At 62.2% G+C, this 26,156-nt stretch carries 22 protein-coding genes; 7 read left to right on the forward strand and 15 right to left on the reverse strand.

Translation table 11 applies throughout. From position 1 onward, the window contains the following. Positions 1-21: 21 nt before the first annotated feature. Both NKJ90_RS01515 and NKJ90_RS01520 read right to left on the reverse strand, forming a co-directional pair. A complete protein-coding gene (locus tag NKJ90_RS01515) occupies positions 22-1,854 on the reverse strand; it encodes an MORN repeat-containing protein (RefSeq protein ID WP_023760784.1) in 1,833 nt (610 codons plus the stop codon). Positions 1,855-1,999: 145 nt separating this feature from the next. Further along, entirely contained in the window at positions 2,000-3,094 is a 1,095-nt protein-coding gene (locus tag NKJ90_RS01520; RefSeq protein ID WP_352485561.1) for a trypsin-like serine peptidase, read from the reverse strand. Positions 3,095-3,443: 349 nt separating this feature from the next. On the opposite strand from NKJ90_RS01520, the gene NKJ90_RS01525 reads away from it, so the two are divergent. Beyond that, the gene (locus NKJ90_RS01525) at positions 3,444-4,541 is read left to right on the forward strand and encodes a S1 family serine peptidase (protein WP_352485563.1); all 1,098 of its coding nucleotides are present in this window, start codon (positions 3,444-3,446) and stop codon (positions 4,539-4,541) included. Between the two features lie 78 nt (positions 4,542-4,619). Here NKJ90_RS01525 and mgrA read toward each other — a convergent pair whose 3' ends face one another. The 7 genes from mgrA to NKJ90_RS01560 form a co-directional block, all read right to left on the reverse strand. Then, positions 4,620-5,666, reverse strand: a complete 1,047-nt coding sequence (mgrA, locus tag NKJ90_RS01530) for an L-glyceraldehyde 3-phosphate reductase (protein ID WP_023760786.1) — start codon at positions 5,664-5,666, stop codon at positions 4,620-4,622. Between the two features lie 114 nt (positions 5,667-5,780). After that, positions 5,781-6,923: a Gfo/Idh/MocA family protein gene (locus tag NKJ90_RS01535; protein ID WP_023760787.1), complete on the reverse strand. Its 1,143-nt coding sequence runs from the start codon at positions 6,921-6,923 to the stop codon at positions 5,781-5,783. A gap of 11 nt (positions 6,924-6,934) precedes the next feature. After that, positions 6,935-7,681, reverse strand: coding sequence for a sugar phosphate isomerase/epimerase family protein (locus tag NKJ90_RS01540; protein ID WP_023760788.1), 747 nt, complete (start codon positions 7,679-7,681; stop codon positions 6,935-6,937). A 51-nt stretch (positions 7,682-7,732) separates the two neighbouring features. Continuing rightward, positions 7,733-8,830 (reverse strand): ABC transporter ATP-binding protein, encoded by a 1,098-nt coding sequence (locus tag NKJ90_RS01545; protein ID WP_023760789.1) that lies wholly within the window; start codon positions 8,828-8,830, stop codon positions 7,733-7,735. A 5-nt stretch (positions 8,831-8,835) separates the two neighbouring features. Continuing rightward, a complete protein-coding gene (locus tag NKJ90_RS01550; protein WP_031260681.1) occupies positions 8,836-9,774 on the reverse strand; it encodes a carbohydrate ABC transporter permease in 939 nt (312 codons plus the stop codon). Then, positions 9,771-10,658, reverse strand: coding sequence for a carbohydrate ABC transporter permease (locus NKJ90_RS01555; RefSeq protein ID WP_023760791.1), 888 nt, complete (start codon positions 10,656-10,658; stop codon positions 9,771-9,773). Before NKJ90_RS01555 ends, NKJ90_RS01550 begins: the two co-directional genes overlap by 4 nt. A gap of 76 nt (positions 10,659-10,734) precedes the next feature. After that, positions 10,735-11,973 carry an ABC transporter substrate-binding protein gene (locus NKJ90_RS01560; RefSeq protein ID WP_023760792.1) on the reverse strand — a complete coding sequence of 413 codons (1,239 nt, stop codon included), beginning with the start codon at positions 11,971-11,973 and terminating at the stop codon, positions 10,735-10,737. Positions 11,974-12,367: 394 nt separating this feature from the next. Here NKJ90_RS01560 and NKJ90_RS01565 point away from each other — a divergent pair, with 394 nt between their 5' ends. After that, positions 12,368-13,423, forward strand: a complete 1,056-nt coding sequence (locus NKJ90_RS01565; protein WP_352485567.1) for a LacI family transcriptional regulator — start codon at positions 12,368-12,370, stop codon at positions 13,421-13,423. 9 nt (positions 13,424-13,432) lie between these two features. Here the strand turns inward: NKJ90_RS01565 and gnd are convergent, their stop codons facing one another. The 6 genes from gnd to NKJ90_RS01595 form a co-directional block, all read right to left on the reverse strand. Continuing rightward, positions 13,433-14,860 carry an NADP-dependent phosphogluconate dehydrogenase gene (gnd, locus tag NKJ90_RS01570; protein WP_023760794.1) on the reverse strand — a complete coding sequence of 476 codons (1,428 nt, stop codon included), beginning with the start codon at positions 14,858-14,860 and terminating at the stop codon, positions 13,433-13,435. Positions 14,861-15,002: 142 nt separating this feature from the next. Beyond that, on the reverse strand, positions 15,003-16,634 hold the full coding sequence (locus tag NKJ90_RS01575) for a copper resistance CopC/CopD family protein (protein ID WP_023760795.1): 1,632 nt from the start codon (positions 16,632-16,634) through the stop codon (positions 15,003-15,005). Positions 16,635-16,688: 54 nt separating this feature from the next. Next, positions 16,689-17,207 carry a YcnI family copper-binding membrane protein gene (locus tag NKJ90_RS01580; RefSeq protein ID WP_023760796.1) on the reverse strand — a complete coding sequence of 173 codons (519 nt, stop codon included), beginning with the start codon at positions 17,205-17,207 and terminating at the stop codon, positions 16,689-16,691. Positions 17,208-17,246: 39 nt separating this feature from the next. Continuing rightward, complete coding sequence (locus NKJ90_RS01585) at positions 17,247-17,786, reverse strand: copper chaperone PCu(A)C (RefSeq protein WP_023760797.1); 540 nt, start codon at positions 17,784-17,786, stop codon at positions 17,247-17,249. Positions 17,787-17,884: 98 nt separating this feature from the next. Then, entirely contained in the window at positions 17,885-18,241 is a 357-nt protein-coding gene (locus tag NKJ90_RS01590; RefSeq protein ID WP_023760798.1) for a DUF2946 family protein, read from the reverse strand. Between the two features lie 149 nt (positions 18,242-18,390). Further along, positions 18,391-19,293 carry a GntR family transcriptional regulator gene (locus NKJ90_RS01595; protein ID WP_352485569.1) on the reverse strand — a complete coding sequence of 301 codons (903 nt, stop codon included), beginning with the start codon at positions 19,291-19,293 and terminating at the stop codon, positions 18,391-18,393. Positions 19,294-19,522: 229 nt separating this feature from the next. On the opposite strand from NKJ90_RS01595, the gene NKJ90_RS01600 reads away from it, so the two are divergent. The 5 genes from NKJ90_RS01600 (at position 19,523) to NKJ90_RS01620 (ending at position 26,096) form a co-directional block, all read left to right on the forward strand. Continuing rightward, entirely contained in the window at positions 19,523-21,028 is a 1,506-nt protein-coding gene (locus NKJ90_RS01600; RefSeq protein WP_023760799.1) for a UxaA family hydrolase, read from the forward strand. A gap of 61 nt (positions 21,029-21,089) precedes the next feature. Continuing rightward, positions 21,090-22,088, forward strand: coding sequence for an aldo/keto reductase (locus tag NKJ90_RS01605; protein ID WP_023760800.1), 999 nt, complete (start codon positions 21,090-21,092; stop codon positions 22,086-22,088). A gap of 329 nt (positions 22,089-22,417) precedes the next feature. After that, positions 22,418-23,410 (forward strand): ABC transporter substrate-binding protein, encoded by a 993-nt coding sequence (locus NKJ90_RS01610; RefSeq protein WP_023760801.1) that lies wholly within the window; start codon positions 22,418-22,420, stop codon positions 23,408-23,410. 170 nt (positions 23,411-23,580) lie between these two features. Next, positions 23,581-25,134: a sugar ABC transporter ATP-binding protein gene (locus NKJ90_RS01615; protein WP_023760802.1), complete on the forward strand. Its 1,554-nt coding sequence runs from the start codon at positions 23,581-23,583 to the stop codon at positions 25,132-25,134. Continuing rightward, positions 25,131-26,096, forward strand: coding sequence for an ABC transporter permease (locus NKJ90_RS01620; RefSeq protein ID WP_023760803.1), 966 nt, complete (start codon positions 25,131-25,133; stop codon positions 26,094-26,096). The genes NKJ90_RS01615 and NKJ90_RS01620 overlap by 4 nt, the downstream gene beginning before the upstream one ends. Positions 26,097-26,156 lie beyond the last annotated feature (60 nt).

Below are 26,156 nucleotides of genomic sequence, written 5' to 3' on the forward strand. Positions count from 1 at the left end.
TCATCTGAATATCAAGGCACCCTAGCCGCAGCCGACCATATCGCGCGGCAAGTAGCAGGCCGCCGGCTCGGTCTTGGTCTCGAACAGCGACTGCTTCGGGCGGAAATAGAAGAAGGTTACGGGCTTGCTCTCGCGCACGCTGCCGTCGGCGAAATGCGCGGCGATGCTGAACCTGTGGATCGACGACATTGACGACCACATCTTCAGCCGCGCCGTATAGGCGCTGATCTTCTTGTTGCCGCGCACCGGCATGGCGATTGTGTAGTCATACTTGCCGATCGGAAACTCGATGTTCTGGTAGCGCATGGCTTCCGGCGTACCGCCACCGCCATCACCGCATTCGGCCATTGATTCCGGTGTCTCAAAGACCGCCATGGTGATGGAGGTGCGGAACGGCTCGCTCTGCTGGTAGACATGACCTTTGTCGTCCGCCCAGGAATAGTCGAACTTGCCGATCGCATTCAGCGTCATCGCCTGTTCGACATTGTCGAGATAGTCAGCGACCTCGCCGAATTTGATCTTGTTGGTCAGCTGGCTGCGGCAGACATTGAGACTGTCTACCGAAGGACAGGGAAAACGCCCTGTCTCCAGGCTGGCCGTATCGACGCCGGCCTCCGTGAGCACGCTCTTTACCGACACGTCGACCCCGTCGCCGAAACTGCCGACGTCCTTTGTAAACATGCGGCTGGGATCACCGGTCGGATTGCCCTCGTCATCGACCGCGGTGAACTGGATCGACATCTTCATGTCCTTAGCGTCGCCCCAGCCATTGTTGACGATCGAGAAATCCGGCCTGAAGCCGACGCAGCCGAAATGCTCCGATATCGACAGCATCGGCTTGCGATAGGCATCGCTGGCGGCAACCCTCATCTCCAGGCTGTCGAGCTTGACCTTGGACTGATCGGACGTCTTGAGATCAACTTCGGCAAAGGCCGGCGAGTCCTCCCAATCCATGCCTTGATAGACATTGCCGGTGGCGACCTGGCCGGTGCCGCTCCAGCTGTCATTGTACTGATCGGATTGCGGATAGATCGCGATGTCCTCGTCGCGCACCAGATGCTGGTATTGCATGTCGGATTGCTGGGTCATGCGCTGGTCGACGGCCACGCCGATCTCGACCTTGCCGGCATCGCCGCCGCCGGTCTGCGCCTTGAGGAGTCCGCCCACCTTGGCGTCGGCCAGCACGTCGGGGCGCGAGCCGCCGACCTCCTTGCCCCTTGCCCATTGCGAATCGTAGGCGGTGCCTCCGGCCAGCCGGGTGCGGCCCTTGCCATCCTTCAACCCGTCGACAAATGAGCCGGCAAAAATCTCCCCCGTCTTTGACAGGAGCCGCCCCTCGCCATTCGGCACGCCGGCAACGAACTGACCTTCGTAGCGGTTGCCCTCCACATCGAGATGGACGCCATTGCCGTTGAGTTCTCCGGCGAGCCAATGTCCATCGAAAACCTCGCCCGAACGCAGCTCGAGCCGGCCCTGCCCGTCGAAGCGGCCTTGCCTGATGTCACCGAAATAGCTGGAATAGATGGTTTTGGGATCATAGCTGGCCGAGCCACGCACCCGCCACACCAGCCTACCCCTGCCGTTGATGGTGCCGTCTTCGGCAATCGTCCGGTCAGGCGACTGGCCCGCCGCCGGCTCCCAGACGAAGTCGAGTCCCTTTTCCGGATGGAAATCCCACACCCGGACCGTCCTGCGCAGCACGGAGCGCGTGTCTGCCTGGTAGAGGATCTGCACCCGTTCCGCCCAGACGCCAGCGGCTGGTGCGGCGGCCGGATCGGCGAAGGCTGGCGAAAGCATCAATGCGACCAGCATCGACGCGGCCGCGATCGCCAACACTACCTTCACCCGCGCCATCCCAAAACCCCTTTGGATGCCTACCTCTTGGCCGTTCAAGCGTAGTCGGCGAACCAGCCTCGTGCAAGAGAACCGCAGCGGAAGTGCCGCCAAGCAAAAGGCGGCGGGATTGCTCCGCCGCCTTTCCACTGCGAATGCGCAGCGATTATTTGTACAGGCTGTTGATCCACTGGATGTTGGCAGCGTTCAAGCGAACGGCTGTGTTCGCGTCGGGGCTTTCCGCCACATTGACGCCGGTGATGATGCGCTGCTTGGAATTGTTGTCATAGGCATAAACTGAGCTGCCGCTCGATCCCGGGAACGTGTCGCAGTCATACTGGAAATATTCCGGGGCGATGTTCTCGGCTTGCACTTCGCAGTTTGCCTTCCACATCGTACCCATTGGCTTGTCGCCGGGATAGCCGACGAGGTTGGCGGTGAAGTCGCCGAGATCGTCATAGTTGGCGTAGCCCAGCCAGCCGAGGTTGGTGCCGACATCCTCCTTCAGCGTGATGATGCCAAGATCCCACGGGATCACGGAGCCATAATAGCCCTGGTAGTTGTCGATGAAGCCTTGCAGCACATAGGCGCTTTCAAAGGCGAAGGCGCCGAATGGTGCGTCATCGGCGGTGCTGCCATTGAGCCCTGGCACGAACAGATACTCGGAGAGCCAGTCCTTGTCCTCATGGCTATAGAGGCAGTGCGCCGCCGTGAGCACCGTGCGCGGGCCGATCAGCGTTGCCGAACAGCTGCCATAACTGCCCGTCTTCGCCGACTTGGCTTCGAGATAGCCTATCGCCGAGAACGGATAGGTCTTGGTGTTCTTGACCTGCTCGCGATCGTCGGTGCCGAAAACCTGGCGGCCGGCTTCGCCTTCGCCGAGATCCGGATCCTCGGTCTTCCGCTCAGCCCCGTCTTTTCCATTGGCCGGAGCATTCAGTTCCTTGATGATAAGATCCCTCAGCGCTTCGCTCGGCTCGATCTTGATCTCCTTGCCATCGGCGGACCGTCCGACGATGCCATAGGATTTGACAGCCGTTGCTTCGTCAGCAAGCGGCGCGGCGCGGCTGTCCTCGTCAGTCAGCTTCGGCGGCGCGATTGGCTTTGCCCGCCCTGGCTTGTAGTTGCCTGAAGTCACGTCTCGCATGCTTTCGCCATTGCCGGCACTGGCCGAGCCAGGATCGGCGGCGAAAACCGGTACCGCCCACATTGCGGTGGAAAGCAATGCGGACGCAATAAGTACGTTTATCAGTTTTGTCATGGTGAGACTCTCCCAAAAGTCAGCAAGGACTGGATCAAGATATAGAAATATTGTCGAGATCGTGGTGAAGCCGAAAAACGGGCCTGATTACCGGCGCCTGAACCTGATCATCACCCCATACGGTCTATCGAAGGCCCCGCCAAAGACACCCCGCACAGATATATTGCCTAAATTAATACAACATTGGAATGACAAATCGCTTCCACGTAGCCCGTGGGGGGCTATAGGGTTTTGAGTGGGTTCCGCACGGGAACGCGGTCCGCGAAGCAACGCCTGCTTGCCGGCGACTGTTTCGTTGATCATGCACCGGGGCTGGCTCGTTCGGGAACGTGTCTCAGGAGGATTTCAGGTGCACATTATCCATCGGTTCAAGCCGATCGCCGCCGCGTCGTTGCTCGGCATCGCTGCCGCCCTTGCGGGCGCCAACTCCACCCAGGCGGACGAAGCTGCCGCCAAGCCCGAAGCGGCGGTTTCGCCAATGAAGAGGGTGACCGATGCAAGAGCGAAGGCCGCGGCGGAGAACCCCGACGGCGCCGACCGCGTCTATGGCGGCAACCAGGCAGAAAAGGGCGCCTATCCATTTCAGGTGGCGCTGCTCACCACCGACAGGCTGGACGAGAACCCGGTCTCGCAGGCCAATGCCCAGTTCTGCGGCGGCAGCCTGATCGCACCGCAATGGGTGCTGACGGCGGCACACTGTCTCAATGATGAGGGCCGGCCGATTTCGCCGGAGAGCGTCACCGTGCTGACCGGCGCCACCGATCTCAGCGAGGGTAAACGCCACAAGGTGGTGGAGGTTATCGTCAACGAAGGCTACAGCGAGCAAACTCTCGACAACGACCTCGGTCTGCTCCGGCTTGCTGAACCGGCCGATGCGCCGACCATCAAGATCACCCATGACGCAACGCCCGATACCGGCAAGACGACGGTCACCGGCTGGGGCAAGATGCAGGATGGCACCTTCCCGACGACACTGATGGTTGCCGACCTCGATCTGGAGCCCAACACCGCCTGCAACAGCGGCATCAAGGCCATCTATGCGCATGACCTGAAGGCAGCACTTGGCGATCTGTCCCACCGTATGCGCTATTCGGAAAAAGGCATCGACGCGGCCGCCAATGCGATCGCCGCCGACATGACCGACCCACTGACCGGCAACATGATCTGCGCCGGCACCACGAGCGGCGTGCGCGATGCCTGCAACGGCGACAGCGGCGGCCCGCTGTTCATGACCGGCACCGGCGGCCGGGTCCAGGTCGGCGTCGTCAGTTGGGGCGAAGGCCCTGCGGACGGCAGTGCTGCTTGCGGCCACAAGGACGCTTATGGCATCTACACCCGGCTGGCCAATTACACCGGCTGGATCGAGGCCAAAATGAAAACTTCTGCTCCGGCGCCTGCAAAGCCCAAGGCGGGACTGGGCACGGCTCAGAAGCCGAAGACGCCCTGAACTACGGCTATCTCGATTCACATGAAAAAACGGCGGGAACGCCCGCCGTTTTTTGCTTTGCCGGCTTATCGAGCGGGTTTACTTCCTCGGCGGACCTTTGCGCTCGGCCGAAGACGCCCACAGATTGATGTCGGATTCGCGCGCATAGGTATCGATCTCGGCGAGTTCGGCGTCGCTGAAGTCGAGCACCTTGAGCGCGCCTACACAGTCCTCGACCTGCTCCGGCCGGCTGGCGCCGATCAGCGCCGAGGTCACCTTGCCCTTTCGCAGCACCCAGGCCAGCGCCATCTGCGCCAGCGTCTGCCCGCGCTTGCCGGCGATGGCGTCGAGCGCCTTGATGCTGGCGATGGTCTTGTCGTTGATGAAAGCTGTCTTCAGCGACTTTCCCTGAGAGGCGCGGCTGCCATCAGGAATACCGCCAAGATATTTGTTGGTGAGCATGCCTTGCGCCAGCGGCGAGAACACGATGGAGCCGACGCCGAGCCCTTCGAGCGTATCGAGCAGACCGTCGTCCTCCACCCAGCGGTTCAGCATGGAATAGCTCGGCTGGTGGATGATGCAAGGCGTGCCAAGCTGCTTCAAAATATCGGCGGCCTCGCGCGTGCGCTGCGAATTGTAGGACGAGATGCCGGCATAGAGTGCCTTGCCCGAGCGCACGGCATGGTCGAGCGCGCCCATGGTTTCTTCCAGCGGCGTATCTGGGTCGAAACGATGCGAATAGAAGATGTCGACGTAGTCGAGTCCCATCCGCTTCAGGCTCTGGTCGAGGCTGGCCAGCACATATTTACGCCCGCCCCATTCGCCGTAAGGGCCGGCCCACATCTCATAGCCGGCCTTGGTCGAGATGATTAGCTCGTCGCGGTAGACGGCGAAATCGGTGCGCAGTATTTCACCGAAAGCGGTCTCGGCCGAGCCGGGCGGCGGGCCGTAATTGTTGGCGAGGTCGAAATGCGTGATGCCCAGGTCGAAGGCCTTGCGCGCGATCGCCTGCTTCGTGCGGTGCGGCGTGTCGTTGCCGAAATTGTGCCATAGCCCCAGCGAGATCGCCGGCAGCTTCAGGCCGGAGCGGCCGCAGCGATTGTAGATCATTTTCTCGTAGCGGGTTTCGGCGGGCATGTAGGGCATCGGAAAATCCTCAAACGGAAGCAAGCCAGGCATCGCGGCAACGCAGCGAGCAGGCTTCGCCCCGCACCCTTACCCTCTCCCCGTCGGAACGGGGAGAGGGTTGAGGTGCGCTGCCTACTTCTTCTTTGCCAAGAGCTCTTTCGCTTCCTTGACGCCAAGTGCGGCCGGCCGTTCGCAGGTGGTCTGCATGGCGACGAACTTGCCGGTTTCGCCGGAGCGCAACAGGCCGGTCATCACATCGACGGCATGCAGCGCCAGTTCCATCGAGCAGCGGTGCGGCCGGCCTTCCGCGATCGCCACCGCCATGTCGGCGAGGCCTGATGTGCGGTAATTGGCCATCATGCCTTGCGAATGCATTTCGTTGGGAACGCCGAACGGATGCGACCATTTCGGCGCCTTCTTGACCGGCTTGGCCGAGTTAGTGAAGCGCACGTCGCCACCGAAGAAGTTTGGATCAGGCACGAACACCGTACCCCCTTCACCGTAGAGTTCCATCGGCGCGTGGCCGTGGGCCCAAACGTCCCAGCTGGTGTTGAGCGTCACCACCGCACCGTTTTCGAACTCCAGCAGGCCATGGATGGTCGTCGGCGTGTTGACCGGAATCCTTTCACCCGCGCGCGGCTTTGAACTGATCGTGCGTTCCTTGGCCGGCGTCGTTGCGAAGGCAGCGACCTGCTTCACCGGTCCGATCAGCTGGATCAGATTGGTGATGTAGTACGGTCCGATGTCGAGCACCGGACCTGCGCCTGGCTGGAAGAAGAAATCGGGATTGGGGTGCCAGTGCTCCATGCCGTGGCCCATGACGTGACAGGTGCCGCTGGTAATCTTGCCGAGCTTGCCGGTGTCGATCAAGTCGCGGACCAGTTGATGCGCGCCGCCCAGGAATGTGTCGGGAGCCGAGCCGATGCGAAGGCCTTTCGCCTCGGCGCGTTTCTTCAGGTCGAGTCCTTCCTCGACCGACAGCACGAACGGCTTTTCCGAATAGACGTGCTTACCGGCGTCGAGGATCTGCTTCGACACCTCGTAGTGCACCGCCGGGATGGTCAGGTTGACGATGATGTCGATGTCATCGGCCTTCAGCAGTCCGTCGACGGTCTCGGCGCGCAGCTTGAACTCCTTCGCCCGCGCCTTCGCCGCATCCATGTTGATGTCGGCGCAAGCGCGCATCTCAATGCCGCGAAACAGCGGCGCCAGTGAAAAATATGCCTTCGAGATGTTGCCGCAGCCGATGACGCCGATCCCAAGTTTCTTTGCCATGCTGATTGCTCCTAATAGGTCTTGACGGCTGCGATGGAGCGGCGGGCGAAGCGCTCGATGTCGTTGGGGTTGTCCTGTTCCATGACGTAGTATTGGGCAGCACTTTTGGCGCGCAGCACCTTTATCAGACCGGCCCAGTCGATGGTGCCATGGCCGACATCCGACCAGCCATCCTCATCCAGCCCCTCGCCCGGCTTGGCCATGTCCTTGACATGGACGGCGCTGATGCGCTTGCCGTACTTCTCGATCCAGGGCAACGGATCATCGCCACCGCGCACCACCCAGGCGACGTCCATCTCCCAGCCGATGTCGGGTGCTGCCGACAGAATGAGATCCTGCGGCACCGAGCCGTCGGCGAGCTTCTTGAATTCGAAATCATGGTTGTGCCAGGCAAAGCCGTAGCCGGCCCTCTTCGCGGCGTCGCCGACCTTGGCCAGCCGCTCGCCGAAGCCGCGCCAGCCGGCCGCATCGGATGGCCGCTGGTCGGGCATCAGGAAAGGGCAGATGAGCAGGTTGATGCCAAGCGCGTCTGCAATCTTGCACACGCCGTCGAAATCGTTCTCGAGCGCGTCGATCGAGAAATGTCCCGTCGGCATGGCGAGCCCGTTCTTGTCGAGTTCAGCGCGAAAGGCCTTGGGATCATCATAGACGCCGCCAAAGCCTTCGACCTGGGTGTAGCCGAGCTTGCCGAGCGTGGCGAGCACACCTTCCCAGGGCTGGAAATTGCGGGCGCTGTAGAGTTGGAATGACCAGTTCATCGTCTCTGTCCGTTTTGCTTGGGATTGTCGGTGGAGGATGGTTGTCGAGAGCTAGATGCGGTTGCCGGTTTCGGCGTCGAAAAGCGAGGCCCGCATCGGATCGAAGCCGACCGTCACCGCCTCATCATTGTTGGGCGTGCGTTCCGACGTCACCCGGACGCTGAAATTCTGCTGGGCAAGCTTCAGCCAGACCAGCGTGTCGGAGCCCATCGGTTCGACCACCTCGACATTGGCGGCGGTCGAGAATGGCCAGCCCGTGCCGCTGTTCAGGCTGACATGCTCGGGCCTGATACCGAATACGGCGGGGCCGGCGGCTGGAGGACCGGCAAAGTCATAAGTGCCGAGTGGTATCTCGAGAGAGTCGGCCACGAACCGCCAACCGCCGTCGGCGTCTTCAAGACGGCCGTTGATGAAGTTCATCGCCGGCGAGCCGAGGAAGCCGGCGACGAAGCGGTTGACCGGCCTGTTATAGATGGTTTGCGGCGCATCGAGCTGCTGGATGACGCCGCCCTTCATCACCGCGATACGGTCGGCCAGCGTCATCGCCTCGATCTGGTCGTGGGTGACGTAGATCATGGTGTTCTGCAACTTGCGATGCAGCAGCTTGATCTCGACGCGCAACTCGGCCCGCAGCTTGGCATCAAGATTGGACAGCGGCTCGTCGAACAGGAAAACATCGACATCGCGCACCAGCGCCCGTCCGATCGCCACGCGCTGGCGCTGGCCGCCGGAGAGTGCCGCCGGTTTGCGCTGCAGCAGGGGCTCGATCTGCAGGATCTCGGCGGCCCGTGCGATGCGCTTGGCGATCTCGTCTTTCGGCGTGCCGGCGACACGCAGGCCGAAGGACAGGTTCTTCTCTACCGTCATTTGCGGGTAGAGCGCGTAGGACTGGAAGACCATGCCGATGCCGCGGTCCTTGGGCTCTTCCCAGGTGACATTCTTGCCCTTGATGAAGATGCGGCCTTCGGAAACGTCGAGCAGGCCGGCTATGCAGTTGAGCAAGGTCGACTTGCCGCAGCCGGAAGGCCCGAGCAGCACGATGAACTCGCCCTCGGCGACGTCGAGATTGAGCGTCTCCAGGACAGTCACCACACCGAAATTCAGCGACAGGTCCTGGATAGAAACGCTGGTGCCGTTGGCTGCCGTCATCGCCGTCATCCCTTCACCGCGCCGGCGGCGATGCCCCGCACGAAAAGCTTACCGGAAATGAAGTAGACGACGAGCGGCACGAGCCCGGTGAGGATGGTGGCGGCCATGTTGACATTGTACTCCTTCACGCCTTGCACCGAGTTGACGATGTTGTTGAGCTGCACCGTCATCGGATAGGTATCGGGGCGGGTGTAGACGACGCCAAACAGGAAGTCGTTCCAGATGCCGGTCACCTGCAGGATGATGGCCACGACGAAGATCGGCAGCGACATCGGCAGCATGATCCGCAGGAAGATGCCCCAGAAGCCTGCCCCGTCGACGCGCGCCGCCCTGAACAGCTCTTCCGGCATCGAGGCAAAATAATTTCGGAAAAGCAGCGTCAGGATCGGCATGCCGAAAATGGAATGGACGATCACCAGCCCGCTGAGACTCCCATAGAGGCCGATCTCGCGCAGGATGATGACGATCGGATAGATCATCACCTGATAGGGGATGAAGGCGCCGACGATCAGGATGACGAAAAATGTGTCGGCGCCCTTGAAGCGCCAGTTGGCCAGCGCGTAACCGTTCACCGAGGCTATAGCGATCGACAGCAGCACCGACGGCACGGTAATGCGCACCGAATTCCAGAAGCCGCGCGAAAGCCCGTCGCAGTTGAGCCCGGTGCAGGCGGTCGACCACGCCTTGACCCAGGGCTCGAAGGTGATCTCGAGTGGCGGCGAAAAGATGTTGCCGAGCCGGATCTCCGGCATGCCCTTGAGCGAGGTGACGACCATCACATAGAGCGGCAACAGGTAGTAGGCCGCCATGACAAACAATGTGCCGTAGAGAAAGATGTTGCGGCGCGAAATCATGCGGCGCGGCTTCGGGCCGTAGGGACCGATGATGTCCTGGCGCGCGCCGGCGGCAACGCTTGTTTCAGCGGTGGTGTTTGCAATGTTCATTTGCGCCGCCCGAATTCGAGATAGGCCCAAGGCACGATGACGATTACCACCGAAAGCAGCATCATGGTCGAGGCGGCAAAACCCTGGCCGAGGTTCTGGGCGAAGAACATGTAGTCATAGACGTATTTGGCGGGCACTTCGGAAGCGATGCCCGGGCCGCCGCTGGTCTGGGCCACGACGAGGTCGTAGACCTTCACGATGCCGGACGCGATGATGACGAGCGTGGTGATGAAGACCGGCCGCATCATCGGGATGACGATGAACAGATAGGTTTTCCACATCGGTATCCCATCCACCCGCGCGGCTTTCCAGATGTCCTCGTCGATGCCACGCAGTCCGGCCAGCATCAGGCACATGATGAGCCCGGTGCCTTGCCACAGTGCCGCGATCGATATGCCGTAGATGACGATGCTGGAATTGTAGAGCGGGTCGAAGCTGAAGCTCTCCCAGCCCAGCCCCCGCACCACATGCTGAATGCCGAAGTCCGGGTTGAGCAGCCACTGCCATACTAGGCCGGTAACGATGAACGAGAGCGCAAAGGGATAGAGGAAGATGGTCCGGAACGTGTCCTCGAAGCGTATCTTCTGGTCGAGCAGCGCGGCAAGGAGGAAGCCGACGACCAGTGAGAACACCAGTGAGATCGCGCCGTAGATTAGCAGGTTCTCGATCGAGATCAGCCAGCGTGGCGTCGCCCACAGCCGGTAATATTGGTCAAGCCCGACGAAATTCAGCCGCGGCAAGAGCTTCGAATTGGTGAAGGAGTAGAGCACCGTCCAAACGGTACCGCCGACGAAAACCGCCATCGCGGTTAGGATCATCGGGATCGAGGCGACCTTCGCATTGAGGTTGCGGAACAGCGGGTTGGGGCGTTCGCTCTTGCTCATGTCGTCAGCCGGCTGGGTAAGGACGGTCTGCTCCCGGCCCTGTTACGGCCGGGAGCGAGGTGAGTAGACTTCAACGTCAGTCCGCCGAAGCGATGAGGGCGGCGAAGCGCTTCTGCGCCTCTTCCACGGTCAAGTCCGGCTTGGCGAAAAATTCGGCGAAGAGATCTTCCTTCTGCTTCTGGGTGTCTTGTGAAAGCAACTGGTCCGTCCACGGTATGACGGCGCCCTTGGCGAGGATCGCGAGGCCTTTCTTCATGCAGTCGTTCGCGGCATTGAGATCGACGTCGCCGCGTACCGGCAGCGAACCCTTCTTGAGATTGAAGGCAACCTGCGTCTTGGGATCGAGCAGCGTTTCGGCCAGCACCTCCTGCGCCTTGGACTTGTCGGCATCCTTCAGCAGCGGGAAGTAGAACGCGTCGCCGCCTGTGGCGATGACTTCATTCAGCCCCAGTCCTGGCAGACACGTATAGTCCTTGCCTGCGGTCTTGCCGGCAACCTGGAACTCACCCTGTGCCCAGTCGCCCATGATCTGGCCGCCGGCCTTGCCGGTGATGACGAGGTTGGTCGCCTGGTTCCAGTCCTGCACATTGGTGTTCTTCGCCATCTTGCGGGCATCGTCCGCAGCCTTGAAGACCTTGGCTACTTCTGGCCCGGCGGCAAAAGTCGCGTCCTTGTCCTTGTAGACCTTGAGGAAGGTGTCTGTGCCACCGACCGCTGCCAAAAGCACGTCGAAGGCGCCTGAGGATTGCCAGGCCTGTCCGCCGACGGCGAGCGGGATGATGCCCGCCTTCTCCAGCGCGGGCGCTGCCGCAACGAATTCATTCCAGTCCTTCGGCAATGGCACGCCGGCCTTCTCGAAGGCCTCGTTCGACAGCCACAGCCACTGCCAGGAATGGATGTTGACCGGCACGCAATAAATCTTGCCGTCGATGGTGCAGCTGTCGAGCAGGCTCTTCGGCCGCACGACTTCCGTCCACTTGCCCTTGGTTGCGACATCGGTGAGGTCGCGCATCAGGCCGGCCTGGACCAGCTCTTCAGCCTGCCGGCCATGATTGAACTGGGTGGCGCCCATCGGATCGCCACCGGTGATGCGGCTGATCATGATCGGCCGCGCCGTGCCGCCGGAGCCGGCGATGGCGCCGTCGACCCAGTGATTGCCGGTGGCGTCGAAAGCCTTGGCCAACTCGGCGACAGCCGCGGCCTCGCCGCCTGAAGTCCACCAATGGGTGACCTCCAGGTCGGTTGCGGCGGCCGGACCGGCGAACTGCAGTGCGGCTGTCGCCGCCAGCGCAGCGGTCAAAAGTTTATAGCGCATTTCGGTTCCTCCCAGAATCTGAAACGTTACAGATTTTCGATACGGGAATTGCGCGGCCTGCGCAACCCCATGAACCAAGCGAGTTCCACATTTTTTCGAGTGACGAACAAATTCGCATGAGCATGTGCGCTGCAACATGGCTTGCTGCAATGCAAAATGCCAAAATGATGCGTAAGAGCCGGCAAAACCGATGACGAGGGCGATTTCTTCTGGATTCCCAGTGGGTTTCGCAAAGCGGGCGTCTACCTCGCCACGAGTGGTCGGCATCTCGACATTGGCAATCTGTAACGTTTCAGTATATTGAAGCCCCGCCGGGCTGGAACGCATACCATATCGCAATGACGACGATTGCCCGCCCGGCCTACGGCTGCTATGCGCCTGACGGGCGGGACGAATGGACAGACGGCGTACGGAAAAGAACGAGGAAGCGTCGGCGCAGGGGCGACCGACGCTGAAAACGCTTGCCTTCATGACCGGGCTCGGCGTCACCACCGTGTCGCGCGCCCTGAAGGATGCCCCGGAAATCGGCGCCGAAACCAGGCGCCGCGTCCAACTCGTTGCCAAGCAGATCGGCTATCGGCCGAACCGCGCTGGCGTGCGCCTGCGCACGGGCCGGACCAATGTCATCAGCCTGGTGCTCAACACCGATCGCGAGATCATGAGCTTCGTCTCGGATATCATCTACGGCGTTTCGGAAGTGCTCGCCGAAACGCCCTATCACCTGATCGTCACGCCCTATTCGCGCTCGCAGGATCCGATGGAGCCGATCCGCTATCTGGTCGAGACCGGCTCGGCCGACGGCGTCATCATCTCACGCACCCAGCCCAACGATCCGCGCGCCCGCTATATGCTTGAGCACGGCATGCCTTTTGCCACGCATGGCCGCACCGACATGGGTCTCGTGCACCCCTACCATGACTTCGACAACCATGCGTTCGCGAGTGCAGCCGTGCGCCGGTTGGCCAGCATAGGCCGGCGCAGGCTGGCACTTCTGTCGCCACCGCCCGGACTGACCTACTACAGCCATACGTTGAACGGCTTTGCCGATGCGCTAAGCGAGGTCGGCGCCAGCGAAATTCCGTTCAACACCGTTTCCATCGATCACACGATCGAGCAGATCAGGATGAGGACGGCTCAGGTGATGCGCCGTGATGTCAGGCCGGACGGCTTCGTCAGCAGCGCCGCCGCGGCGACGCTGGCCATCGTCGCCGGCATCGAGGATGCCGGTCTCAAGCTCGGCCGCGATGTCGATGTCGTATCGAAGCAGTCGTCGGACCTGCTGCACCTGTTCCGCAGGGAATTGCTGGTCGTCAACGAGAATTTCCGGTTGGCTGGCTCCGAACTTGCCCGCTCGGTGCTCGGCTTGATTGGCGGCGCCGCACCAGGCTCTTTGCAGAGCCTTGTCGTCGCCGGCGACGTCCAGGCGTTCAGCTCGCCAGTGCCCGCCTAACCCGCGATGCTAGCCAGCCGCTCCGCTGCCCCACGGCCCGTGGAACGCGCCCGCATCGTCGATGCGTTCAAAACCGTGCGCGCCGAAGAAGTCGCGCTGAGCCTGGATCAGGTTCGAGGTGCCGCGGCCCTGGCGGTAACTGTCGAAATAGGCAAGTGCCGAAGACAGCGCCGGCACCGGCGAACCGGCCTCCGATGCCCGTGCCACGACACGACGCAGCGAGGGATGCGCCTCCTGCATCAATGAGATGAAGGCCGGCGCCATCAGAAGATTGGTCGAGGCGCCGCCATTGCTGAAGGCTTCCGCCATGGTGTCGAGCATCTGCGAGCGGATGATGCAGCCGGCGCGCCAGATCTTGGCGATGGTCGGCATCGGCAGGTTCCAGTTGAACTCCTTGGAGGCGCCGCTCATCACAGCGAAACCTTGCGCATAGGCTGATATCTTGCCGGCGAACAGCGCCAGTTCGAGGTCTTTCAACAAGGCATCCCTGTCACCGGAAATCCTGGTCACGCCGATATTGCCATAGGCCTTTTCCGCCGCCAGTCGCTCGTCCTTGATCGACGACAGAACGCGCGCCGCCACCGCCGCTTCGATCGCGGTCGCCGGAATGCCGAGCTGCTGCGCCTCGATGACCGACCATTTGCCGGTGCCCTTCTGGCCGGCACGGTCGAGGATGATGTCGACCACCGGCCTGCCGGTCTTCGGATCGTCGGCGGCCAGCACCTTGGCAGTGATCTCGATCAGGTAGGAATTGAGCCGGCCCTTGTTCCAGTTGGAAAACACCGTGCCGATGTCCTTCGGTCCCATGCCAAGGCCGTCGCGCAGAATGCCGTAGATCTCGGCGATCATCTGCATGTCGGCATATTCAATGCCATTGTGGATGGTTTTTACGAAATGCCCGGCGCCGTCCGTGCCAAGCCATGCCGCGCACGGTTCGTCCTTGAACTTGGCGGAGATCGCGGTCAGCACCTTCTCGACGCGCTTCCAGGAATCCTCCGTGCCGCCAACCATGATCGACGGTCCGTGGCGCGCGCCCTCCTCGCCGCCGGACACGCCCATGCCGATAAAGGTGAGGTCCGAGCCGGAAAGCTCGGCGAAGCGCCGCATCGTATCGCGGAAATTGGCATTGCCGGCATCAATGACGATGTCGTTGGCCGACAGCACGCCGCGCAAGGCGGCGATCTGTTCGTCGACCGGCTTGCCGGCCAGCACCATGATGATGATCGGGCGCGGTGGACGGATGGCGGCGGCAAGCTCTTCCAGGCTGTAGCAGGGCACCACCCTACTCCTGAGCGCGCCGGCATTCTCGACGAAAGCGTCGGTGCGCGCCCTGGTGCGGTTGAAGACGGCGATGCGATGCCCGTGCTCGGCGATGTTGAGCGCCAGGTTGGAGCCCATCGTGCCAAGGCCGATCAGGCCGATTTCGGCTTTTTCCATCGTTTTCCTACCCTTCGGGTTTGTTGATTGCAGCCCGCAATTTTGTCGGGATGATTGACGGGCCTTTTGGGTCGCGTCAACCGCCTTGCCGAATTGTGTTGCAGCAGACCATGATGAGTTTGGCCTTGAGAGCGTCTGGCGGTCAGGGCCTGATGTCGATTGGCGCCTCGATCTTTACCAACTCGAAGTCCGACACCAGAATGTCGATGCGCACCGTCCATCGGCCGGGCACCGGTATGACGAGATTGTCGACGCGCCAGCTGCCGTCGCCGGGCTTGGTCGCCGCGCGTTTGAGCGGTTCGATGCCGGAATCGGGCTTCGACAGCACCAGCGTCACCTCCTTGGCGTCGAACGGTCCGAAATCGCCGGTCATGATGATCATCGAGGCGACAACTGGTCCGGCATGGCCGGGCGTGATGCTGAGATCGGCCATCGCTTGCAGCGCATGGATGTGAACCGAGGCCGGTTGCGCCGCAGCGATCGCCAGTGCCCGTGGCGGCGGCGTGAAACGCCAGCCCGCGGCCACGCCGAAGATAGCCAGCACGATCAGCAGTTCGACGCCGATCGAGTGGGAGAGCCTGCGTTGCACCTGCGTCGATCCGGTCTCGGCCGCCGCAGTGAGTTTCCAGCGATTGACGGCGGCGAGCGTGAAGAGAAAGACCAGCAGCCCGAGCTTGACCAACAGCAGCCAGCCATAGGCCGTGTTGATCAGCGCCGAGGGCGTTTGCACCTGGATGACGGCAAGCACGACACCGGCAGCCGCTAGCGCGGCCACTACCGGCACGATCAGCCTAGAAAACGCACGTAGGAATGGCGCGGCCTCCGCCGATTGCCCCTTCAGCGCCAGGCCGAGCGGCATCAGCGCGCCGGCCCAGAAGGCAATGCCAACGCCGTGCAGGAACACCATTGGCCGCGTCAGCCATTGCGGCTCGGCGGCACTGGCATGGCCGCTGGCGGCAAGCGCGACACCCACCCCGGCCAGGCCGGCCAGCGCAAATGGCTTGGCGGCGGCGCGCGGTCCGGCCAGCGACAGCAGGCCGAGCCCCAGCGCGATCAGCGCGACCAGCACCGTCCAGCCGAAGCTGGTGCCGAGCCCGGTCCGCCAGATGACCGGCTGCGCCAGATTGGAGAGCGGTGCCCCGAGCGCATCAAGCCCCTGCAAGCCGAGCGACAGCGGTGCCGCGACCAACCCACCCAAGATTGCAGCCGCGATGAAGCGCTGTCCGGCGTGGGCATCCCGGGCCAGCCAGGCAAGGGCAAAGGCGCCGCCGACGCCGAGCAAGAGCCCGATGTAGAGAAAGACCTTGCCGATCCAGATCGCCGATCGCAGCGACCAGTCGACGGCTTCGGACACCGCCGGCGGCGCACTTGGCGCGCCGATGGAAAACAGGAGGGAGCCACCGACCGGATGGCCGTCGGCGGAAATGACGCGCCAGCTCAAAACGTGCGTGCCGGGTGCGAGCTCCTGCGGGTTGTCGATTTCGACCGTCTGGTCGTTGAGACGGAAGGCAGTCAGCGGGACCGGCGTGCCATCGGGCTTCACCAGGGTCAGCACCAGCGGCGAGACCGGCTCGCTGAAGGTGAGCGAGAACTGTGCCGGCCCCTGTTCCAGCACCGCGCCGTCGGCCGGATCGGTCTTGATCAGCGCGGCATGGGCGAAGGCCTGATTTGCCATGATGGCGAGAAACACGATCAGGGCCAGCAGGCCGACGACAAGCCGGCCGGCGCGGTGGCCGGTCGTGGAAGCCGTTTGCAGGTAGGACGTCATGCTCATGTCACCACCAAAAAATAAAGCGGCGCGCTCTTGCGAGCGCGCCGCCCGAAAAGATCATTTCTTCGGCAGCAGTTTGATGCCGGGCGCCGGGTTTTCGAGGGCGTCTTCATCCTGGCCCGCTGCGGGGATTTCGATCCAGCGGACGGTGGCACCGTCGCATTCCTGCACCACCGGAAAGTAAAGCGTCTGGCCCACCGGGAGATCCTCCGTCAGCGTCGCGCGAAAGACGAACTCGTCGTAGAATTCATCCGGTAGGCTGCCGCCGCTCCAGTCGACTTCCTTGACCCCATCGCTCACCGCCTGACCGTAGAGTTGATAGGATTTGTCGTACTTGCCCTTCTTGGCCTGTAGCGTCCAGCCAGGCTTCGGCATCGGCTTCACCGCGATCACCCCTTCCGGGATCTGCACGCGCACTGCAGTCGTAGCCTTGCCGTCGCAGCCATGCGGCACGCGTAAGATTGCCTTGTAGGTCGAGCCGACGGCCGCTTCCTGGGTTTCGAGCGTGATATGCGCGAAAGCGGCATTTGTCCCGAGCACGAAAAGTGCTGCGGCGGACAAAAGATACTTGTTCATGATGGTTCCTCTGATTTCAAACTGGCGAAGCTGGCCGGATCAATTGGCGTGATCGTCCGTGGCGCCACCACCGATGCCTTCGACGGCGAAATCGACGCTGACGGCGCCGGCCTTCTCGAAGGTCAGCGTGGCGGAAAACTTTTCGCCCTGCTTGGGTTGGCGCTTCAGGCCGAAGAACATCAGATGATAGCCGCCAGGCGCCAGTGCCACCTTGCCGCCGGCCGGAATTTCCAGGCCGCCGGCAACCGGTCGCATGGTCATGACGCCGTCCTTGACGCCCATTTCATGCAGCTCGGCTTTTCCAGAAATATCGGAGGAAATCGACACCAGCCGATCCGGCGCGCTGCCATTGTTGGTGATCGTGAAATAGCCGCCGGCGACCTTGGCGCCCGCCGGTGTGGCGCGCGACCAGGGATGGCCGATCTCGATATCGCCGACCTTGAACTCATGCGCGACGACAGTATGGGCGCCGACGAACAGCAGCGCAAAAGCCAGCATGGCAATGCCGACACGCTCTTCGATGCTGTGTAGAATGCTGCCGAGCATAGGACGCGCGGCGTCCGGGAAAAAATAGGACATGGTTGCTCCATGAAGTGATGGTCGCGCCCGTTGCGGGTCGCGAGCAGTTTGATCTTTGGATGGGTACGCCCACTAAAGGTTCCGGCGGGCAAGCAGGCTCAGGCCGTCGGCGGCGGCGCGCGCGGGTTCGATGGCGACCGCTCACGCGCGAAGTCGAGATGGATGGCCGCCCGGAAGACAAAGGCTACCGTTTCAAAGGACCGACTGTCCAGTGTAGGCCCGGCATCGGGCGGCGGCGCAAAGGCCGGCGAAAACATGCCGCAGCCGAACACGCAGCATGCCGGCTGATGGGATGGCGGCTGGTTGCCGCCGGGAAGCTGGGTGGCACCCCCATGGGTGCAGATGACGTTGCCAAAGGCATCGAGTTGTGACGCATTCGGCACGTTTCCGAAGGCGAAAGCGCCGAGCGTCGACTGGAGCAACAGCAGATAGGCCGCGACAAGCGCGACCGGTATGCTCCACCGTCTCCTCGATACGCCCAAAACCCTGCCTCTTCGCAGCAATGCAACATTCCTAGCACGAGGCCGTCGGGTGGAAAATCGCCAATTCGATGCTGCGGCAACGCGGCAGGAAGCGCGTCGCAGCCCTTCAGATGCGACGCGCCTTATGATTTTTGGGGCGACCGCATTTCGGGGATCGAGGTCAGCAAGGTCTGGCGCGCCGACTTCAGGTGCTTGCGGCAGGCGGCGTCGACCTTGCCGAGATCGCGTGATTTCAGCGCCTCTATATAGACCAGATGCTCATTGATCGCGACTTCGTTGCGTTCGCGTTCTCGCGTCTTGTTCCATTGGTAGTGATAGTGAAAGATCATGGCGATGACATCGTAGAAATCCACGATGAACCGGTTATGCGACGCCCGGTGGATGAGCCGGTGGAAGCGCTCGTCCAACTCGGAGAATTCGTTGAAGCGGGTGGCGATCTCGCTTGCCAGCCGACGATGTTCGTCTTCCAGACGTTCGAGATTGGCCCAGACGGCGCTGTCCTGCGGCAGAGCGGCGAAGGCTGCCGCCGAGCGCAGTTCGAACATCTCACGGATTTCAGTCAACTCCAGCGCGAAAGCGCGCGTGAAACCCTTAAGCACCCAGTGGCTGTTGCGGCGCTTCTCGATCAGGCCGAAGCGCGAGAAGCGGATCAGGAACTCGCGCACGCTGGTGGTGCCGACGCCGATCTCGCGCGCCAGTTCGAGTTCGTTGATCTGCATGCCGGCTTCCGCTCCGCCGGCAAGCAGGCGCCGCATGAACGACCGCTCGATGATCTCGGCCAGCGTGTCGGTTTCTTCCTCGGGGAAGAAATCATCGGGACGCGGTTCGCGCAGCACCGTCTTGGCACGTTTGTTCCAGGCGATCAGCCCGGTCTCTTCCATGCGCGCAAGAATCGTTCGTACCGTGGTGCGGCTGACGCCAAGCAAAGTGCCCAGTTCCGGCTCCGAAGGCAGGCTGCGCGTCTCGCCGAGCAGCCGCAGGCAGCGGTTGTAGGCATCCTTATAGACGTTGTTGCTCTTCGACATCCCTGACCCGTTGCACGCCGTCGCTTGCGGCCGTCGGCCGGAAGCGCAATATGATGTTCCCATGACCCCTGAAAGCGAAATTCGCTTTCCTGAACGCCGATGGACATGCGGAACTCCCCCGCGAAAAAACAATTGACGCAAAATTGTTTTTTCACGATAAAAGACATTATATCTAAACAGGCGCGTGTCAATCCGCCCGCGCACCCCAGGATCACCCAGGAAACCGCCCGTGAACGCCTCCAACTGCATCCTCCTGTCCCCCGCCGACAATGTCGCCGTCGCTAACGGCCGCATCGAGATCGGCACCGTGCTGCCGGGCGGCGCCCTCGCCGCTGCTCCGATCGAACCTGGCCATAAGGTGGCGATCAAGCCGATCGCCGGTGGCGAGGCCGTGGTCAAATACGCGCAGGCGATCGGCCGTGCGACACAGGATATTGCAGCCGGCGAGCACGTTCATTCCCACAATCTCGTTTTCGAGTCCGGTCGCTTGCCGGTCGTGCCGCCGAGCGAGGCCGAGCACGCAACGGAAGCAGACCGCGCCCGCACCTTCATGGGCTATCGCCGCGCCGATGGCCGCGCAGGCACACGCAACTTCATTGGCATCGTCGCGAGCGTCAATTGCTCGGCCACCGTATGCCATTCGATCGCCGATACCGCCAACCGAACCCTGCTGCCGAAATATCCCGGCATTGACGGGTTCGTGCCGATCGTCCACGGCCAAGGCTGCGGCATGAGCGCCACCGGCGACGGCATGATGGTGCTGCACCGCACGCTTGCCGGTTATGCCCGCCACCCGAATTTCGGCGGCGTGCTGATGGTCGGCCTCGGCTGCGAGGTCAACCAGCTCACCCTTTACGGCCAGAAGGGCGTCGCTGCCGGCAAACGCCATTTCAACATCCAGGACGCCGGCGGTTCGCGTAAATCGGTCGAAAAGGCGATGGGCGTGCTGGCTGAGATTGCCGAGGAAGTCGGCCAGTTGAAGCGTGAGCCGATCCCGGTCAGCGAGATCGTCGTCGGCCTTCAATGCGGCGGCTCCGACGGCATGTCGGGCATTACAGCCAATCCGGCGCTGGGTGCTGCCGTCGATATCTTGGCTGGCGTCGGCGGCATCGGCATTCTCTCCGAGACCACGGAAATATACGGCGCCGAACATCTGCTTGCCTATCGCGCGGCAACGCCGGAGATCGCGCAGAAGCTCGACGGCTTCGTGAAGTGGTGGGAAGATCACGTCGCCAAGCACGGCGCCTCGATCGACAACAACCCCTCGCCCGGCAACAAGCGCGGCGGCCTCACCACCATCCTGGAGAAATCGCTCGGCGCGGTCGCCAAGGGCGGCCAGACGCCGCTCAATGGTGTCTTCGGCTATGCCGAAAAGGTCACCGGCAGCGGCTTGGTGTTCATGGACACCCCCGGCTACGACCCGGTCTCGGCGACCGGCCAGGTGGCGGGCGGCGCCAACATCATCGTCTTCACCACGGGCCGCGGCTCCTGCTTCGGTTGCCGGCCGACACCGTCGATCAAGGTCGCCACCAACTCGACCATGTATCATCAGATGGAAGAGGACATGGACGTCAATTGCGGCGTCATTGCCTCCGGTGAAAAGACCATCGCCGGCATGGGCCGCGAGATCTTCGAACTGATTGTGGAGACGGCTTCCGGCCGCAAGACCAAGAGCGAGGATTTCGGCTACGGCGACAACGAGTTCGTGCCCTGGCACCTGGGCGCGACGCTTTAGTTTCCACTGATATCTGAAGATGACCCGGCCGGACAATGGTCGGGAACGGGGAGGTTTTCGCATGAACAAGCGTCGCATCGGTCGCACCGCGCTCGAGGTCACCGAGGTCAGCTTTGGCGGCGCAGCCCTCGGCGGCCTGTACCGCGCCTGTCCGCGCGAAGCCGCGATGGAGACGCTGCAAGGCGCCTGGGAAGCCGGCCTGCGCTATTTCGACACCGCACCCTTCTATGGTTTCGGCCTGTCGGAACGACGCTTCGGCGACTTCCTGCGCTACAAGCCGCGCGATTCCTATGTGCTGTCCACCAAGGTCGGCCGCCTGTTCCGCCCGGTGCCGGATGACCAAGTTCCCGATCACTCCTATGTCGATCCGCTGCCCTTCGCCCTCGATTACGACTATTCCTATGACGGCATCATGCGCTCGGTCGAGTTCAGCTATGCGCGGCTTGGCCTGAACAAGATCGACATCCTGTTCGTCCACGATATCGGCGCCTACACGCATGGCGCCGAGAAGACCAAGCTGCACTTTCGCGATCTGATGGATGGCGGCCTCAAGGCGCTCGAAGAGCTGAAGAGAACAGGTGTCATTTCCGCCTATGGGCTCGGCGTCAACGAGGTGCAGATCTGTCTCGACGTGATGCGCCGGGCGCCGCTCGATTGCATCCTGCTCGCCAGCCGCTATTCCCTGCTCGACCGCAGCGCCGAAGCGGAATTGCTGCCGCTGTGCGGTGCGCAACAGACCTCCTTGGTCATCGGCGGCGTCTTCAACTCCGGCATCCTGGCGACCGGGCCGGTGCAAGGCTCGCATTTCGATTACCGCCCTGCCAGCCATGACGTGCTCGATCGCGTCGGTGCGATGGAAAGGATCGCAGCCGAGGGCGGTTATCCGCTGGCCGCGGCCGCGTTCCAGTTCCCGCTGCATGAACCAATGGTCGCTACCGTGCTGACCGGTACCGCCAAGCTGGCAAACCTGATCCGCAACCTCGAGTTGCTCGACATCGACGTTCCTGAGACGGAATACGCCAGATATCGCCCCCATACCCTGGTGCAGGAGCTGGCGTGAAACGCGATCCGCTCGGTGAACGGCGATCCGGTTTCACACCCTTGCAATCTATAAGAGAATGAATATTCCATATTGACGAATGGGTGGAATTAATATTCCATACGCTCACGGAATGGAAACGGGAGCATTCGATGACGGCGAGGGAAAGCAGTGCGGTGGCTCTGCCTCTGCCAGGCTTCCCGAGAACTGGTCAAACACCGCTTGCATCGGCCGGTTCGATGCACTATCAAAACATGGCAACTGTTTTTTATTGATAAAGTTCTGTTTGGGCTACGCCTATCCGAACGGAGCTTCCGTAACGTTCACCGGGCGACTTAGGGAGGAACCTCATGAAATTCGTGACCAGCATTCTCAACCGCCGCGCTGTCATGGCGCTGGCAGCAGCTTCGATGCTCACCGGCGTCATGCATTCGGCGCCGGTTTCGGCGGCGGATGTGACCATTCCGATCATCGTCAAGGACACCACGTCCTTCTACTGGCAGATCGTTCTGGCCGGCGCCCGCAAGGCCGGCAAGGATCTCGGCGTCAACGTGCCGGAACTTGGCGCCCAGGCTGAAACCGACGTCAACGGCCAAGTCTCGATCCTCGAGAACGCCGTTGCCAGCAACCCGGGGGCCATCGTCATTGCGCCGACCGAGTTCAAGGCGCTTGGCAAGCCGATCGATGAAGCCGCTGCCAAGGTCAAGGTTATCGGCATCGACTCCGGCGCCGACTCCAAGGCCTTCACATCGTTCCTGACCACCGACAATGTGCAGGGCGGCCGCGTTGCTGCCGACGGCCTTGCAGCCGCTATCGGCGCCGCCAACGGCGGTAAGATCGAGGGCGACGTCGCCCTGATCACCAACGCACCGGGCGCCGGCTCGCTCGAACAGCGCAAGCAGGGCTTCACCGAACAGCTGGCCGCCAAATATCCGGGCCTGAAGCTGGTCGCCGACAAATATGCCGACGGCCAGGCCACAACCGGCCTCAACATCGCCACCGACCTGATCACCGCCAACCCGAATCTCAAGGGCATCTTCGCCTCCAACCTGATCATGGCGCAGGGCGTCGGTCAGGCTGTCGCCGAAAACAACCTTGGCGGCAAGCTGGCGCTGGTCGGCTTCGACAGCGACGAGAAGCTGATCAAGTTCCTCAACGACGGCGTCATTTCCGCCCTCGTCGTCCAGGATCCGTACCGGATGGGTTATGACGGCATCAAGACCGCACTCGCCGCCTCTAAGGGCGAAAAGGTCGAGGCCAATGTCGACACCGGCGCCAATCTGGTGACCAAGGACAACATGAAGGACCCCAAAATCGACGCGCTGCTCAATCCGAAGCTCTAAGCCTTCGCATCCAAATCGTTTCCGGGGCCTCGCGCCCCGGAAACATTCGCTGCCGGCACAAACGGCTTGGCAATCCACGAGCCTGAGCTAGGCTGTCTTCGCGGCATATCCTTGCCTCGCCGCGTGCCAATCGTGAGGCCGATCTGGGAGGCCAATCTGGGAGGATTGTCATGACATCGACGGCGCAGGAACTGCATCCGGCCCCTGTGCTGGAGCCTGGCAGGACCATCCTCGAATTGCGCGGGCTGGAGAAGCGTTATCCCGGCACCCACGCGCTCAAGCCGGTTAACCTCGCCTTCAAGTCCGGCGAGATCCACGCCATCGTCGGCGAGAACGGCGCCGGCAAATCGACCCTCATCAAGCTTTTGACCGGCGTCATGCCGCGCACCTCCGGAGAGGTCGTCTGGGAAGGCCAGCCGGCTGCTTTGGCGACGCCGCATGAGGCGATGGCGCTCGGCATCAATGCCGTGCACCAGGAGGTCGTGCTGTGCCGTCACCTGACCGTCGCCGCCAACATGTTCCTCGGCGAAGAAAATTCGCGCTTCGGCATCCTGCAGCAGCGCTCCATGGTCAGGCAAGCGCAGAAGATCATCGACGATCTCGGCTTCGACCTGCCGGCGCATGTCACGCTGGGCGACCTGACAATCGGCCAACAACAGCTGATAGCGGCGGCCCGCGCCACCGTGCGCGGTACCAAATTCCTGATCTTCGACGAGCCGACCGCCTACCTCACCCGCAAGGAGGCCGACCAGCTTTTCACCCTGATCCGCCGGCTGAAGGGCGAAGGCGTGACGATCATCTACATCAGCCACCGCATGGAGGAAGTGTTCGAACTCGCCGATCGTGTTTCCGTGCTGCGCGACGGCATGCTGGTCGGCACCCGCAACATCGCCGAGACCAACGACGCCGAGTTGGTCAAGATGATGATCAACCGCTCTATCGAGCAGGTCTACCACAAGGAGCATTTCACGCCGGGCGCCGCGATCATCGAAGCCCGGAACCTTTCCGGCAAAGGGTTTGAAAATGTCTCGATGACGGTTCGCGCCGGCGAGATCGTCGGGCTCTATGGCCTGATCGGCGCCGGGCGCAGCGAGTTCGTCACGACACTTTATGGCCGCCACCGCAAATCGGCCGGCCAGATTCTCTGGGCAGGCAAGGAGGTTCAGGTCAAATCCGAGCATGACGCGATCAAGCTCGGCATGGCGCTGGCGCCGGAAAGCCGCCGCGACCAGGGCCTCTGCCTCAACCTGCCGGTTGGCCTCAATCTCAACCTGCCGATCTACAAGCGCATCTCGAACAATCTGCTGATCTCGAGTGCGCAGGAAAAGACGCAGGCCGATCGCCAGATCGCCGATCTGCGCATCAAGACACCGACGCGCGGCGCTCTGGCGTCCAGCCTGTCGGGCGGCAACCAGCAGAAGATCGTCATCGGCAAATGGCTGGCGCACGGCGCCAAGCTGTTCATCTTCGACGAACCGACTGTCGGCGTCGATGTCGGCACCAAGGCCGAGATCTACCGATTGTTCGGCGCGCTGCTGTCGAAAGGCGCCGGCATCATCCTGATCTCGTCCTATCTGCCGGAAGTCTACGAACTGGCCGACACGCTGCATGTGTTCCGGCGCGGCAAACTGGTGGCGACTCATGGTTTTCGCGGCGCCAGCCACGAGGACATTCTCACGCAGGCGCTCGCCGAGAAACAAGAAAAGCAGGGAGGACAGATATGAGCACCGAGGCGATTGCTGTCGAAAAGCCGAAACGGAACTACAATGTCCTGTTCGGGCTGACGCTTCTGGCGTTGCTGGTTCTGCTCTGGATCGTCCTGTCGGTCGCGACGCCGAGCTTCGCCTCTTCCAATAACATCGCCAACCTGCTGCGGCAGGGTTCGATGATCGCCATCATGGCGGTCGGCCAGACTTTCGTCATCATCACCGGCGGCATCGACCTGTCCGTCGGCGCCGTGGTCGGCTTCGCCACCGTCGTCGCCGCCATGATGATCAATGCCGGCTTCCCGATCTGGCTCGCCATTCTGGTGACGCTGCTGGTCGGTGTTGCCATCGGCATGTTTCACGGCTTCGGCATCGTCAAGATGGGCTTGCCGCCGTTCATCATCACGTTGGCGACGCTGACCTCGCTGCGCGGCATCGGCCTTTTGATGACCAACGGCAATTCGATCAACATCAACAGCGACACCTTCACCGCGTTCTCGCGCAGTTCCTTCATCGGCATCCCCAACCTGTTCTGGATGGTGATCCTGGTCGGCATTCCGGCCTATATCTTCCTGCATCACAGCCGCTGGGGCCGGTATCTGTTCTCGGTCGGCTCCAACGCCGAGGCCTCGCGCCTGTCCGGCGTCAATGTCCAGCGCACCATCTACATGGCCTACACGCTGTCCGGCCTCTGCGCGGCTTTCGTCGGCGTGCTGCTGGCCGCCCGCATCGGCATCGGCAATCCGACCCAGGCTGAGGGCTGGGAGTTGCAGGCGATCGCCTCGTCGGTCATCGGCGGCACCTCGCTGTTCGGTGCCGTCGGCTCGGTGCACGGACCGCTGCTCGGTGCTTTCATCCTGGCCACCATCAACAATGGCGCCAACCTGCTCAACGTCAACTCGTTCTGGCAGCGCATCATCACCGGCGCGCTCATCATCATCATCGTCTACTTCGACGGGCTGCGCCGCCGCGGCAAGTAAACCCCTCGATCAATTGCCGGCCCGTCACGATCGACGGGCCGGCGATTCATTACAGACTGG

Origin of the sequence: Mesorhizobium sp. M0051, assembly GCF_040323235.1 — a bacterium.
Taxonomy (GTDB): domain Bacteria; phylum Pseudomonadota; class Alphaproteobacteria; order Rhizobiales; family Rhizobiaceae; genus Mesorhizobium.

Excerpts from the sequence above, each read along its gene's own strand:
- NKJ90_RS01515 (WP_023760784.1), bottom strand. The coding sequence starts at position 1,854 with ATGGCGCGGGTGAAGGTAGTGTTGGCGATCGCGGCCGCGTCGATGCTG.
- NKJ90_RS01520 (WP_352485561.1), bottom strand. The coding sequence starts at position 3,094 with ATGACAAAACTGATAAACGTACTTATTGCGTCCGCATTGCTTTCCACC.
- mgrA (WP_023760786.1), bottom strand. The coding sequence starts at position 5,666 with ATGCCCTACATGCCCGCCGAAACCCGCTACGAGAAAATGATCTACAAT.
- NKJ90_RS01535 (WP_023760787.1), bottom strand. The coding sequence starts at position 6,923 with ATGGCAAAGAAACTTGGGATCGGCGTCATCGGCTGCGGCAACATCTCG.
- NKJ90_RS01540 (WP_023760788.1), bottom strand. The coding sequence starts at position 7,681 with ATGAACTGGTCATTCCAACTCTACAGCGCCCGCAATTTCCAGCCCTGG.
- NKJ90_RS01545 (WP_023760789.1), bottom strand. The coding sequence starts at position 8,830 with ATGACGGCAGCCAACGGCACCAGCGTTTCTATCCAGGACCTGTCGCTG.
- NKJ90_RS01550 (WP_031260681.1), bottom strand. The coding sequence starts at position 9,774 with ATGAACATTGCAAACACCACCGCTGAAACAAGCGTTGCCGCCGGCGCG.
- NKJ90_RS01555 (WP_023760791.1), bottom strand. The coding sequence starts at position 10,658 with ATGAGCAAGAGCGAACGCCCCAACCCGCTGTTCCGCAACCTCAATGCG.
- NKJ90_RS01560 (WP_023760792.1), bottom strand. The coding sequence starts at position 11,973 with ATGCGCTATAAACTTTTGACCGCTGCGCTGGCGGCGACAGCCGCACTG.
- NKJ90_RS01565 (WP_352485567.1), top strand. The coding sequence starts at position 12,368 with ATGGACAGACGGCGTACGGAAAAGAACGAGGAAGCGTCGGCGCAGGGG.
- gnd (WP_023760794.1), bottom strand. The coding sequence starts at position 14,860 with ATGGAAAAAGCCGAAATCGGCCTGATCGGCCTTGGCACGATGGGCTCC.
- NKJ90_RS01575 (WP_023760795.1), bottom strand. The coding sequence starts at position 16,634 with ATGAGCATGACGTCCTACCTGCAAACGGCTTCCACGACCGGCCACCGC.
- NKJ90_RS01580 (WP_023760796.1), bottom strand. The coding sequence starts at position 17,207 with ATGAACAAGTATCTTTTGTCCGCCGCAGCACTTTTCGTGCTCGGGACA.
- NKJ90_RS01585 (WP_023760797.1), bottom strand. The coding sequence starts at position 17,786 with ATGTCCTATTTTTTCCCGGACGCCGCGCGTCCTATGCTCGGCAGCATT.
- NKJ90_RS01595 (WP_352485569.1), bottom strand. The coding sequence starts at position 19,293 with ATGTCGAAGAGCAACAACGTCTATAAGGATGCCTACAACCGCTGCCTG.
- NKJ90_RS01605 (WP_023760800.1), top strand. The coding sequence starts at position 21,090 with ATGAACAAGCGTCGCATCGGTCGCACCGCGCTCGAGGTCACCGAGGTC.
- NKJ90_RS01610 (WP_023760801.1), top strand. The coding sequence starts at position 22,418 with ATGAAATTCGTGACCAGCATTCTCAACCGCCGCGCTGTCATGGCGCTG.
- NKJ90_RS01615 (WP_023760802.1), top strand. The coding sequence starts at position 23,581 with ATGACATCGACGGCGCAGGAACTGCATCCGGCCCCTGTGCTGGAGCCT.
- NKJ90_RS01620 (WP_023760803.1), top strand. The coding sequence starts at position 25,131 with ATGAGCACCGAGGCGATTGCTGTCGAAAAGCCGAAACGGAACTACAAT.